General features: G+C 52.3%; 9 protein-coding genes. 1 reads left to right on the top strand and 8 read right to left on the bottom strand.

Annotation, left to right across the window (positions count from 1 at the left end):
• Positions 1-36: 36 nt before the first annotated feature.
• From nifJ to CXIVA_RS10530, 8 genes are all read right to left on the bottom strand, one after another.
• Positions 37-3,582 (bottom strand): pyruvate:ferredoxin (flavodoxin) oxidoreductase, encoded by a 3,546-nt coding sequence (gene nifJ / locus CXIVA_RS10565; protein ID WP_013978024.1) that lies wholly within the window; start codon positions 3,580-3,582, stop codon positions 37-39.
• A 464-nt stretch (positions 3,583-4,046) separates the two neighbouring features.
• Positions 4,047-5,696, bottom strand: coding sequence for an ATP-binding cassette domain-containing protein (locus tag CXIVA_RS10560; protein ID WP_013978022.1), 1,650 nt, complete (start codon positions 5,694-5,696; stop codon positions 4,047-4,049).
• 140 nt (positions 5,697-5,836) lie between these two features.
• On the bottom strand, positions 5,837-6,691 hold the full coding sequence (pgeF, locus tag CXIVA_RS10555; protein WP_013978021.1) for a peptidoglycan editing factor PgeF: 855 nt from the start codon (positions 6,689-6,691) through the stop codon (positions 5,837-5,839).
• 31 nt (positions 6,692-6,722) lie between these two features.
• The gene (locus tag CXIVA_RS10550) at positions 6,723-7,139 is read right to left on the bottom strand and encodes a YraN family protein (protein WP_013978020.1); all 417 of its coding nucleotides are present in this window, start codon (positions 7,137-7,139) and stop codon (positions 6,723-6,725) included.
• Positions 7,140-7,179: 40 nt separating this feature from the next.
• Positions 7,180-7,944 (bottom strand): ribonuclease HII, encoded by a 765-nt coding sequence (locus tag CXIVA_RS10545; RefSeq protein ID WP_013978019.1) that lies wholly within the window; start codon positions 7,942-7,944, stop codon positions 7,180-7,182.
• 16 nt (positions 7,945-7,960) lie between these two features.
• The gene (ylqF, locus tag CXIVA_RS10540) at positions 7,961-8,809 is read right to left on the bottom strand and encodes a ribosome biogenesis GTPase YlqF (protein WP_013978018.1); all 849 of its coding nucleotides are present in this window, start codon (positions 8,807-8,809) and stop codon (positions 7,961-7,963) included.
• A 24-nt stretch (positions 8,810-8,833) separates the two neighbouring features.
• On the bottom strand, positions 8,834-9,430 hold the full coding sequence (gene lepB / locus CXIVA_RS10535) for a signal peptidase I (protein WP_013978017.1): 597 nt from the start codon (positions 9,428-9,430) through the stop codon (positions 8,834-8,836).
• 60 nt (positions 9,431-9,490) lie between these two features.
• A complete protein-coding gene (locus CXIVA_RS10530; protein WP_013978016.1) occupies positions 9,491-9,994 on the bottom strand; it encodes a small multi-drug export protein in 504 nt (167 codons plus the stop codon).
• A 214-nt stretch (positions 9,995-10,208) separates the two neighbouring features.
• Between CXIVA_RS10530 and CXIVA_RS10525 the strand changes: the two genes are divergently transcribed.
• The gene (locus tag CXIVA_RS10525) at positions 10,209-13,424 is read left to right on the top strand and encodes a thioester reductase domain-containing protein (RefSeq protein WP_013978015.1); all 3,216 of its coding nucleotides are present in this window, start codon (positions 10,209-10,211) and stop codon (positions 13,422-13,424) included.
• The last annotated feature ends 31 nt before the right edge of the window (positions 13,425-13,455 follow it).

Below are 13,455 nucleotides of genomic sequence, written 5' to 3'. Positions count from 1 at the left end.
CCGTACCGGCAGCTGTGTGTTGTTTTGTGAAACGGATTATTCCTCTGTTCCGTACAGAGCAACCAGTTTCTTGAGGTAAGCATATCTCTCTTTTGCCCACTCTTCGGAAGCCTCGTACATAGCCGCTGCTTTCTCTTTGTCCAGTCTTGCCAGAGAGTTGAAACGTACCTCGCCGTCCAGGAATGCTTTGTAGTCATCCAGGTTCGGCTCTTTGCTGTCAAGTGAGAATGCAGGTTTGCCTTCTGCTTTGGCAGCAGGATTGTAACGGAAGTTATGCCAGTAACCGCATGCTACCGCATTCTTCTCCTCGGTCTGTGCTTTGCTCATGCCGATCTTGATACCATGATTGATACAAGGAGCGTAAGCAATGATCAGAGACGGTCCCGGATAAGCTTCTGCTTCTGCGATTGCCTTTACGCACTGGTTGTAATCAGCGCCCATAGCGATGGAAGCTACATATACATTGCCGTAGCTCATTGCAATGCCTGCCAGGTCTTTCTTGTTGGTCTCTTTACCGCCTGCAGCGAACTGTGCAACTGCACCAATCTTGGTGGATTTGGAGGACTGTCCGCCTGTATTGGAATATACCTCGGTATCGTATACCATGATGTTAATGTCTTTGCCGGAAGCGATGACATGATCCAGGCCGCCGAAGCCGATATCGTATGCCCAGCCGTCGCCGCCGAAGATCCACTGGGATTTCTTAGCCAGGAACTCTTTCTGTGCCAGAATCTCCTGTGCTTTCTCACAGCCGCAAGCTTCCAGGGCTGCAATCAGTTTCTCAGTTGCAGGACCGTTGGCCACACCGTTCATGAAGGTATCCAGATATTCTTTTGCTGCAGCTTTTACGTCATCGGACTTGCCGTTCTCAGCCAGATCCTCTACCTTCTCTTTCAGGCCGGCACGTACTGCGTTTGCGCCAAGCAGCATACCGTAACCGAACTCAGCCGCATCCTCGAACAGGGAGTTGGACCATGCAGGACCGTGTCCTTTCGCGTTTACGGTGTAAGGAGTGGACGGTGAAGAGTTACCCCAGATGGAGGAGCATCCTGTTGCGTTAGCAACATACATTCTGTCACCAAACAGCTGGGTCAGCAGCTTAGCGTAAGGTGTCTCACCGCAGCCTGCGCATGCGCCTGAGAACTCAAGCAGCGGCTGACGGAACTGGGATCCTTTTACAGAATCTGCTTTGAACTTCTCTTTGACATCTTCCTTCTCCGGAAGTTTGGATGCGTAATCGAAGTATTTCTGTGTGCCTTCGTTTGCTTCAAAGTTAGCCATGGACAGGGCTTTGTTGCCTTTCTTTCCAGGACATACATTGACGCAGGAACCGCAGCCTGTGCAGTCGTAAGCGGATACTGCAATCGCAAATTTATAATTCGGCATACCCATCATAGCTGTGGTCTGCATGCCTTCCGGAGCTGCTGCAGCTTCTTCTTCTGTCAGAGCGTACGGACGGATTACCGCATGCGGGCAGACATAAGAACAGAATCCGCACTGGATACAGTTCTCGCTGTTCCATACAGGTACGTCTACGGCTACGCCACGTTTCTCATATGCTGCTGTACCGGACGGAGTGTCGCCGAATTTGTAAGCTTCAAAAGCAGATACCGGTAAGGTGTTGCCCATCTGACCGTTGATCTTCTTCTGGATATTGTTAACGAAATCAACCGCATCCTGACGGCTGCCGGTTGCCGGAGCGCCGGTAAGGCTCTCATCTGCGCCGTCTTTCCAGGAAGCCGGAACTTCGATTTTCACTACGTTCTTAGCGCCGGCATCGATTGCGTCGTAGTTCATCTGTACGATCTTGTCGCCCTTCTTGCCGTAAGTAGCTTTTGCAGCTGCTTTCATCAGGTCAATTGCCTGATCTTCCGGGATGATGTTGGACAGTTTGAAGAATGCAGACTGAAGTACGGTATTGATACGTCCGCCCAGTCCGATTTCCTTACCGATCTTGATACCGTCGATGGTGTAGAACTGGATGTCATTCTCAGCGATGTAGCGTTTTACCTGACCCGGCAGGTTCTTCTCAAGACCTTCCATATCCCAGGAGCAGTTCAGCAGGAATGTGCCGCCCGGAACCAGATCCTGTACCATGTTGTACTTATGGATGTATGCAGTACAATGGCAGGCAACGAAGTTTGCCTTGTTGATCAGATAGGTGGAATGAATCGGGCTCTTTCCAAAACGCAGGTGGGAAATTGTAACACCGCCGGACTTCTTGGAGTCATAATCGAAGTAAGCCTGTGCGTACATATCTGTGTTGTCGCCGATGATCTTGATGGAGTTCTTGTTTGCGCCTACTGTACCGTCTGCGCCCAGACCCCAGAACTTACATGCAACGGTTCCTTCCGGTGCGGTATGAGGATTCTCATCCAGCGGCAGGGACAGGTTTGTTACATCATCTTCGATACCGATGGTGAATTTCTCTTTGTCTTTGTTCTTATATACAGCGATGATCTGTGCCGGTGTGGTATCTTTGGAACCAAGGCCGTAACGTCCGGACAGAACCGGCACTGCATCGAACTTGGAACCTTTCAGAGCTGCAACAACATCCAGGTACAGAGGCTCGCCCTGTGCGCCGGGCTCTTTGGTTCTGTCTAATACAGTGATTACCTTTGTGGTATCCGGAATTGCTTTGATCAGTGCTTCTGCAGAGAACGGACGATACAGGCGGACTTTTACGACGCCGACTTTCTCGCCTTTAGCAAGGAGGTAATCCAGAGTCTCATCGATGGTCTCATTCACAGAACCCATAGCGATGATGATGTGCTCTGCATCTGCTGCGCCATTGTAGTTAAACAGTGCGTAGTTTGTGCCGATCTTTTCGTTGACTTTGTCCATGTATTTCTGAACAATTGCCGGCATGTTATCATACAGCGGGTTGCATGCTTCACGTGCCTGGAAGAAGATATCCGGGTTCTGAGCGGAGCCCATCTCACGCGGATGCTCCGGATTCAGAGCGTTTGCGCGGAATCTTGCGATTGCGTCCTTGTCTACCAGATCTTCCAGATCTGCGTAATCCCACTCTTCGATCTTCTGGATTTCGTGGGAAGTACGGAATCCGTCGAAGAAGTTGATGAACGGAAGGCTGCCTTCCAGTGCTGCGCAGTGAGCAACCGGTGTAAGGTCCATAACTTCCTGTACACTGGATTCACACAGCATAGCTGCACCTGTCTGGCGGCATGCATATACGTCGGAATGATCACCGAAGATACACAGGGCATGTGTAGAAATGGTACGGGCAGATACGTTGAACACACCCGGAAGTCCCTCGCCGGCGATCTTGTAAAGGTTCGGGATCATCAGCAGAAGACCCTGGGATGCGGTGTAGGTCGTGGTCAGCGCGCCTGCTGCAAGAGAGCCGTGTACGGCACCTGCTGCGCCGGCCTCAGACTGCATCTCGACAACGTTTACTTCCTGGCCGAACATGTTCTTTCTTCCCTGGGTAGCCCATTCATCAGTTGCTTCTGCCATTACGGATGAGGGAGTGATCGGATAGATCGCTGCCACATCGGTATACGCATAGGAAGCATGAGCTGCTGCATGGTTACCATCCATGGTTTTCATTTTACGTTTCATTAGCTTTCCTCCTTGATTGAAAAAAAGATACTCTTCAGGTTTACCACCTGTGAACAAGCCCTTAGAATCTTAGCATGATTTTGTACATATTTCAATACAATCATATTCTTCTGACTTCTTCGCTTTTCTAAATATACCACTGCTAATTTTTTCAGACAAGGGTTTTCCCTCGGATTCAGGGATTGTATTCAAGAAAAACCCAGTTGTATACAAGAAAGCGTTTGTAACAAGAAAAATATCATTTTCAAAATATTTTTGTTCACCTTTTCCATGAACTGCAGAAAAAAAATTCACTCACTCATTTTCTTTTTATTGGAAACTCCCAATCCGTCCATGAATAAAAAAAGCTGCTGTCCGTTCCGAATCAGGAAACTGACAGCAGCTGGCGGAAGCTTTCCTTCGTGCTCTGCGCTTTGTTCAGCAATGACACATCTGCCGCCAGTCTCCAGGCGCTGTCCCTGAGGTTACGCTTCTTCCGGGACCTCATCCTCTGTGTCTAACATATTGTATACGGTACGTTTTCTGGCCATTTCATCACTTTCCAGATATTCATCGTAGGAAGTGATCTTGTCGATCATCTGACCGTTCGGCAGGATCTCTATGATACGGTTTGCCGTGGTCTGTACAATCTGATGGTCGCGGCAGGCCAGCAGAATCACCCCGGGGAATTTCACCAGGCCGTCATTTAACGCCGTGATGCTTTCCATATCCAGGTGGTTGGTGGGCTCATCCAGGATCAGCACATTGGAGCCTTCAATCATCATGCGGGAAAACAGCACCCGCACTTTCTCCCCGCCGGACAGCACACGCATTTTCTTTACGCCGTCCTCTCCGCGGAACAGCATCCGGCCCAGGAAGCCGCGGACATAAGTCGCGTCCTTGATTTCCGAAAACTGGGTCAGCCAGTCCGCGATGGCCAGATCTGTGTCGAAGATTTTGGTGTTATCCCGCGGGAAATAGGACTGGCTGGTGGTTACGCCCCACTTATAGGAGCCTTCATCCGGTTCCAGTTCGCCGGTGATGATTTTAAACAGGGTGGTTTTGGCCAGTTCATTGCCGCCTACAAACGCCACCTTGTCTTCCCGCTCAATCCGGAAGGACAGATGATCCAGGACTTTTACACCGTCAATGGTTTTGGTCAGTCCGTTGACTTCCAGGACTTCATTTCCGATTTCCCGGTTGGGCCGGAAATCAATATAGGGATATTTTCTGCTGGAAGGACGTATGTCATCCAGCTCGATTTTTTCCAGGGCTTTCTTTCGGGAAGTCGCCTGTTTGGATTTTGACGCGTTTGCGGAGAATCTGGAGATAAAATCCTGCAGTTCCTTGATTTTTTCTTCCTTCTTTTTGTTGGCCTCTTTCATCTGGCGCACCATCAGCTGGCTGGACTCATACCAGAAGTCATAGTTGCCGGCATACAGCTGGATTTTACCGTAATCAATATCCGCGATATGGGTACATACCTTGTTCAGGAAGTAACGGTCATGGGATACCACAATGATCGTGTTGTCAAAATTGATCAGGAATTCCTCCAGCCAGGCAATCGCATCCAGGTCCAGGTTGTTGGTCGGCTCGTCCAGCAGCAGAATATCCGGATTGCCGAACAGGGCCTGCGCCAGCAGGACTTTCACTTTCTGGGCGCCCTTCAGCTCCTTCATGAGGTTTCCGTGGAGTTCGGTCTCGATTCCAAGGCCGTTCAGGAGGGTGGCCGCATCTGCCTCCGCGTTCCAGCCGTCCATTTCGGCAAACTCCGCCTCCAGCTCACTGGCGCGCATCCCGTCCTCTTCGCTGAAGTCTTCCTTCATATAAATGGCTTCTTTTTCCTTGGAGATATCATACAGACGCTGATTCCCCATAATCACAGTATCCATGACCGTATAATCGTCATATTTATACTGATCCTGCTGAAGGAAGGAAAGCCTCTGTCCCGGCGTGATCACCACATCTCCGGAAGTGGGTTCCAGCTGACCGCTCAGAATCTTTAAAAAGGTGGACTTGCCGGCACCATTGGCACCGATAATCCCGTAGCAGTTCCCTTCGGTAAATTTAATGTTGACTTCTTCAAAAAGGGCTTTCTTGCCCACGCGAAGGGTAATGTTATTTGCACTTATCATAGGAATCGGACTCCTTTATTACTATCAAACAGCTCGGTTTCTTTGCCTGCATTTCCTGCCGTTTCTCCGGTTTGCAGCCGGTCCGCGTCCAGGCACAACCTGCATTTTACACAAAGAAAAAGGAAAAGTAAAGGTCTTGCTTATTTTAACCCGAGAAAAGCCGCGAGATTGCCCCGCTTTCCCTGGGTGGCGCGGTGGGAAAACAGCAGTTTTCTGTTGCAGCAGGTACAAAGTCCGGTGACCGAAATCTGAGGTCCGGGCACACCGGCCTCCATCAGAATCCGGCGGTTTGCCTCCCAGAGATTCAGCTGATACCTGCCCGCCGCTCCCGGCTGCAGGATCTCCTCTCCACAGGAAGGAAATTCCGCGAAAAACTGATCCGCCACATCTTCGCTGACCTCATAACAGCTCTGGCAGATGGAGGGGCCGATGGCACAGATCAGATCCGCCGGATCCGTACCGAACTCCTCCTGCATCCTGCGTACCGTTGCCTGTCCCATCCGCTGTACCGTTCCTTTCCACCCGGAATGGCTCAGACCGATGGCGCGCCGGACCGGATCCACAAAATACAGCGGCACACAGTCGGCAAACTGTGTCACCAGTACCAGGCCGGGCACATCGGTCACCAGTCCGTCCACATCCGTATAGTCCCTAAGACGGGTCACGCCCTTTCCCGCGTCCTCTTCCGTCACACGGCGCACGCAGGCGGTATGGGTCTGGGCAGACACAACGAACCGATCCGGTGCTGTCCCCAGCGCTTCCGCGATTCTGCGGTAGTTTTCCATGACCCGGGAAGGATCATCCTGCAGTTCGAACTTCAGGTTCATTGTGGCATAAATGCCCTCACTGACGCCTCCCAGGCGGGTAGAAAAGGCCTGGCGGACCATTCCGGTACGCTCCAGTGCCGGAAATACAAGAACCGGAAGTTCTGTGCCGTTTTTCAGGCTGTGATGCCGCACTTCCGGTATGCTGCTGCCTGTTTTCCATGTAAACATCTGTCTCTCCTGTCTGCTTCTGCAGCTGCTGTCAGTAGTCAAAATCCCCCTGATAACCGAACGCGTTTTCATAGACCTGGATGCTGTCCGGCGATACCGCGATCACATCAAAACGGCAGGGGGTGTCCGGACCGTACCCGCGGCTGTACAGATACCAGGAGGCCACATTGCTGATGCGGCGCTGTTTCTGACGGGTCACGGCCTGGGCCGGACTTCCGTATGCAAGCGTGCTCCGGTACTTTACTTCTGAAAATACCAGAAGATTTCCGATCCGGCTGATTACATCCACTTCCCCGAATCTGCAGGAAAAACTGAGGGCAAGTATTTCATGCCCCCGGGAGGTCAGCCACCGGGCCGCTCTGTGCTCGTATACAGTTCCTGTATTTCTTTTGTTTCCTGTGAAATTCTGTGACGGAATTCTGTCACGCATCGCAATCACTCCTGTCATAACCTCTCTCCATGAGTCCTGCAGGGTTCTGACGATGGGTTCAGATAAAATGTGTGATAAACGTACGCCGGTGAATCGGCGTAGGGCCCAGACGTTTCAGGGCTTCGATATGAAACGCCGCGCCGTATCCTTTATTTTGGGCAAATCCATATTCCGGATAGACTTTATCATATTCCACCATGATCCGGTCCCTGGTTACTTTTGCCAGAATACTGGCGGCGCCGATGCTGATGCTTTTCGCGTCCCCCTTGATAATCGGCACCTGCGGAATATCTATCTGCGGAATCGTCACCGCGTCATTCAGCAGCAGATCCGGTTCCGGGGAAAGCCCCCGGATGGCCTGCGTCATGGCTTCGTAGGTGGCATTCAGGATATTCACTTCATCGATCCGCTCCGGTCCCACAATTCCGACGGACCAGGCAGCTGCCTGCTCCTGAATCACCGCATACAGTTCTTCCCTTCTGCCCGGGGAAAGTTTTTTGGAATCATTGATATATAAGATCCGGCAGTCCTTCGGAAGAACCACCGCTCCGGCCACTACCGGCCCGGCCAAGGGGCCGCGGCCCGCTTCATCAATTCCGCAGATCATCGCGTAATCCTCATACTTTTTTTCATAATAGCAGAGCGCTTCCACACGCTCCTGTTCGGCGCGAAGCTTTTCTTTTTTTCTTGCCGCCCGCTGCACCAGCTGCTGCACTCCGCTGCGGGGATCCGAACCATAGCGTTCCATAAACTGATCCAGTTCCGTGTCCGGCGTCCGGTCCAGCTGTGCCCGTATGGAGGCAATTGTTTCTCCTGTGCGCATAAATTTCTCCTCTAAATCAAACCGTATCCGGCCGTTCCAGGGTAATGCGTCCCAGCCTGCCGGAGCGGAATTCGTCCAGAATCAGCGCCGCCGCCTTGTCGTAGTCGATTTCGGATCCTTTTTTGATGCACTGCCGGGCCCGGGCGATCCGCTCCAGGATTTCCACCGGGCGGCCGGTTTCCTCTGTGCCGTACCGCTTCTCCAGCACTCCCGGATAAGCCTCTGTCAGAAACGCGATCAGATCCAGGGAAAGTTCGTCCAGCGGCAGGATCTGATCATTCATGGATCCGACCATGGCCAGATTCCGGCCGACGCCGGGATCCTCAAACTTCGGCCACAGGATGCCCGGTGTGTCCAGCAGTTCCAGGGTCTTATTCAGGCGGATCCACTGTTTGCCCTTGGTGACGCCCGGCCGGTTTCCTGTTTTAGCGGCCGCTTTGCCGGCAAAGGAATTAATAAAGGTGGATTTTCCCACATTGGGGATACCCACCACCATGGCACGGATCGGGCGGTTGCGGATTCCGCGCCTGCGGTCACGCTCCAGCTTTTCGCTGCAGGCGGACATTACCGCATCTGTAATGCGGTTCATGGATTTCCTGCTGCGGGCATCCAGTCCCAGGGCTTCATATCCCAGGCTCTGATAATAGCTGACCCACTGCTGATTGTACCGTTCGTCCGCCAGATCAGCCTTATTGAGCAAAATCAGCCTGGCTTTGTTTTTTCCCAGGGCATCAATATCCGGATTTCTGCCAGACTGGGGAATTCTCGCGTCTGTCAGCTCGATGACAAGATCTATCAGGCGGATATCTTCCTGCATCTGACGTTTCGCTTTGGCCATATGGCCGGGGTACCACTGATACTCCATTTTATCTCCTTCTCTGCGGATGCATTACTGTACTCTTCCGATTCTGGAAAACGGCCGGATAATCAGCCATGCCTTTCCCACGATCTCTGACTTATTAATATTCCCGATATTGGAAAACCGGCTGTCTTCACTGCCGGAAAGATTATCGCCCAGCACAAAATATTCATCCGCGCCTACTTTTATTTTCTCTTCTGCGACTCCGGGATTGTCCACTGCCACATCGGTTCCGTCTTTCTGGTATTTCTTTCCGTTGACATACAGAAAACCGTCTTTTACCTGCACAGTGTCAGTCGGGCCTGCAATGACCCGTTTGACCGAATATCTGCTGCGTCCGGTGCCGTTGGGGGCAAAGACGATCACATCCCCTTCTTTCGGCACGGATATTTCATAGACCAGCCGGTTCACCAGCACCTGATCCCCTTCCTGCAGAACCTTCTTCATGGATGACCCGGATATGGTAATCCGGTATCCGAAGAAAAACACAAGAAAAAAGGCAAATGCGGCCACTGCCGCAATCCGGAATACCCAGCCCGCCTTTTTTCGGATCATTTCTTTGTCTGGTTTGCGTCTGCGCCTGCTTCTGCCGAAATCAAGGCCCTCGTATCTGCGATGAAAAATCATAACTGTCTCCTTTGTGTCATACGGACCCCGCCGGAATCTGCCGGACGCGGCAGGCGCGGGCTAATGCACGAAATGCCCGATCAGTCCGTAAGACACCAGTACCATAATGGACATGGCAATGCACATGCCGAGGAACAGGGCCAGTGTGGCTTTCCGGACATCCATGCGCAGCGCCGAGGCGATAATCGCGCCGGACCAGCCTCCGGTTCCGGGAAGCGGGATGGCCACAAAGGCTACAATTCCCCAAAACGCGGTCCGTTCCATCCGCTCGCTTTTTTTGCTCAATGCTTTCTGTTCAATCCACTCGGCAAATCTGTGTCTGCCCGGGCTCCTTCGGACTGCGGCGAACAGGCGTTTCAGAAGAAACATAAAAAACGGCATCGGCAGGATGTTGCCGATGAGACAAAGAAGAATCGCCTGAATCAGCGGCACTTTCAGAGCCACAGATGCCAGGATCCCTGCCCGGAGCTCCAGGACCGGACAGATTGACACCAAAAACACTGCCAGCTGTTTGGAAATATAATTTCCTACCGTTGACAGGAATAAGTGCAGTACTGCTTCCATAGAAAAAAAGTCCTTTCATATGCGCGTATCTATCTGCTGATTTCATATTGTGCCATGATTTTATGTTCTTTTCAAGAATTCCGCCCGGAATTAATAAAACTTAATACATTATTAATGATTCCCGTCCCCTCCAGTTTAGACTTATTTCACTTGAAACCTCCCACTGCATCAATTATCATTAAATAGGTACAAAACGAACAAGAGGGAGACATCTATGAACGATTATTCCGTGATAGATCTTTTAAAAAAGCACGTAGAACAGAACCCGCAGCACATTATTTACCGGTTTCTCACCTATATCCCGGAACGGGATGACTGGGACATACAGGAGATCACATTCCGCAGCCTGTATCAGAGAGCCCTTGGCATCGCCCATGTGCTGCAGGAGAAAAAAATCCGGCGCGGCGACCGGGTGGTGATCTTTTCCATGCAGGATGACACCACTGTGTATTCCATCCTTGGCTGTATCCTGGCCGGTGTAACATTTACCGTCATTCCGCCGCCCATTGACGAAGGCAAAGCCGAACGGTTTATCTCCGTCGTAAAATCCTGCCGTCCCAAGGCCCTGATTTCCAATTTTTCCATGGAACAGGCTGCCGGCAGCAGTCAGAGCCTGGCCAAGCGGCTGGCCAAAGAAGCACTTTTCACCGCCCTGCGCATGAAACGGATCTACGCGGACCAGATTGGTCCTTATTTTTATGATGACGTGATCCGTCGGATCGGACCGGAGGACCTGGTCTATCTGCAGTATACTTCCGGTTCCACCAGTGCGCCCAAAGGCGTCCGGATCACCCGGCGCAATCTGGAAAAACAGCTGGAACAGTGCGACCATGCCGGTGATTTTCAGCATGGACGTCTGGGCACCTGGGTTCCTTTTTTCCATAATCTCGGACTGGTGGTGACCATCCTGATGCCCATCTGCATGGAAAGCGCCAGTGTCTATTTCCTGTCCACCCTGCAGTTTCTTTCCAACCCGCGCCTGTGGGTGCGTATGCTGTCCGAATTCAAGCTGAACCTGACCGTAGGGCCCGGCTCCGCTTTTGATGCCTGCACGCGGATCTTCACCCGGGAAGAAGCCGACCGCTGCGAACTGTCCCACATGACCCATCTGATGAACGGCTCCGAATATATCAGCGCGGCTTCTGTGCATCAGTTCGTATCCATGTTTCATCTGGATCCGAATTCCATGACCCCCGGCTACGGTCTGGCAGAAAACACCTGTCTGGCCAGCTTCACCATGCGGGAATACCGGGAACTGCGGCTGGACCAGAAAGCCTTCCAGAACAACCGCGTTCAGTTCAGCAATGCGCCGGACGCCAAAGCAATCGTCAGCATCGGACGGCCGGTGAAGGATCTGACCATTCTGGTAGGCAGCCCGAAATCCGGCAAAGTGTTCCCGGATCTGCGCATCGGCGAGATTCTCATCAGCGGAGACAGCGTCGCAGACGGCTATTGGGGAAATCCGCCCGCCAACCGCAATTTCCACATCCGCATGAACGGTTACCCCGGCCGGGAGTTTTACCGTACCGGTGACCTGGGCTTTCTGTATGACGGCCATCTGTATATTACCGGCCGGCGCAAAGAGATGCTGATCGTTAACGGACATAATATCTATCCCAACGACCTGCAGATTCTGATTCGCCAGAAGGTACCTGCCCTGGCCGCTTCCACCATAGGATTTTTCTCTGTGGAAAAAGACGGCAAAGAGCGGATGATCTGTGTCATCGAATGCAATCCGGAAGAGGATTTTGAAGCCAGGATTTCCCAGGTAAACGCCGCGGTCTCCGAGCATTTCGGATTCTCTTTTTACGATATGGTCTTTGTTCCCTTCCACGCCCTGCCCCGCACAGACAACAACAAGCTGCAGACTGCCCGGGCCAAAACCATGTACGAAGAAAACAAGCTGCAGGTCCTCCATTCCAGCCGCAGCGGATTGTCCGGCGGCACACCGGAAGGAGGGCTCATCGACAAATCCATCGACCTGGCGGACGAAGTGCTGCAGCAGGTAAAATCGGTCTTTTCCCACGTTTTAAAAATCGACCATTTCAGCCTGACCGATTCGTTCCTGGAGCTGGGCGGTGATTCACTCATGGGATTTGAACTGTTAAACAGCATCGAACAGAAATTCCATGTCAAGCTGGACTTCCGCGCCCTGCTGCGGGATTCTTCCGTCGTGGGCATCAGCAATTACCTGAAAGCTGTCATGGCCGGCCAGATTGTACTCCAGAAGTCTTCCAACCTGGCGGACGAATGCCGGCTGGATCCGCAGATCTGCGTAACATCCGACTACAGCACGGAAATCGGTGCCTGCAATAAGATCCTGCTTACCGGCGCCACCGGTTTCCTGGGCGCCCATCTGATCGACGCCCTGATCCGCCGCTATCCCGGAAACGGGCTGGAAATCCACTGTCTGGTGCGTGCCGATTCCGCGGAGGACGGCCGTCAGCGGCTGATCCGCAATATGAAGCACTACCATCTGTGGAAGGACTCCTACGACAGATATCTGTATCCGGTGATCGGCGATCTGTCCAGCAGACATCTGGGTATTCCCGATCCGCAGTACATCTATCTGTCCAACCGGATTCAGACTGTCATCCACAACGGCGCCCTGCTGAACTTCGTATTCCCTTATGAATACTTGAAACCCACCAATGTGGGCGGCACGGTGGAAACCCTGCGCTTCGCCTGCGACGGGCAGCCCAAGTATTACCAGTTTATATCCTCCTACAGCGTCTACGATACGCCGAACAACGTGGGCAAACGGGTCTATGAGAACGATCCCCTGCTGCATTCCAAAGGATTTTCCCTGGCATATTCCGAAACCAAGTGGGTATCGGAAAAACTGGTGGGCATTGCCCGCAGACGCGGCCTGAAAGCCACTGTGTACCGGCCGGGAGACATCACCGGTGCCTCCAACGGCATCTGGGCCGTGGAGGACATGGTCAGCCGGATCATCGTGGGCATCATACAGATGAAGTGCATCCCCCGCACATCTTACTGCATGCATATGACCCCTGTGAATTATGTGGCAGACGTCATCGCCTGCATCAGCCGCAAACCGGAATCCGTCAACGAGGCCTTCAATATCATTAACCCGAAATCCGTACCGATCCGCGAGCTGGTTGCACAGATCCGCAAATGTGGCTATCCGGTTCAGTATGTGCCGTTTCTTCTCTGGAGGCACCGCTTAAAACAGGCGGATTCCAAAGACAATTCCCTGGCTGTGCTGGAGTGTCTCTTTGAATCCGGCACAGAGACCAATCCGGGGATTCTGCGGCACTTCACCGGAATCGACACCACCTACGACACCTCCCAGACCTCCCTTCTGCTGAACGGTTCCGGGATTCGCTGTCCGGCAATCGACCGGAAAATGATTGCCGCTTACCTCAGATATTTTGAAAAACTGGGGTACATTCACAAAAATCAGTAGTACGAACGAAACAAGAAAGGTATGGTACAAT

It is taken from the genome of Clostridium sp. SY8519, assembly GCF_000270305.1.
Classification (GTDB): Bacteria; Bacillota; Clostridia; order Lachnospirales; family Lachnospiraceae; genus SY8519.
The sequence above is the reverse complement of the archived record's forward strand: the minus strand, read 5'-3'. Positions and strand labels throughout refer to the sequence as shown.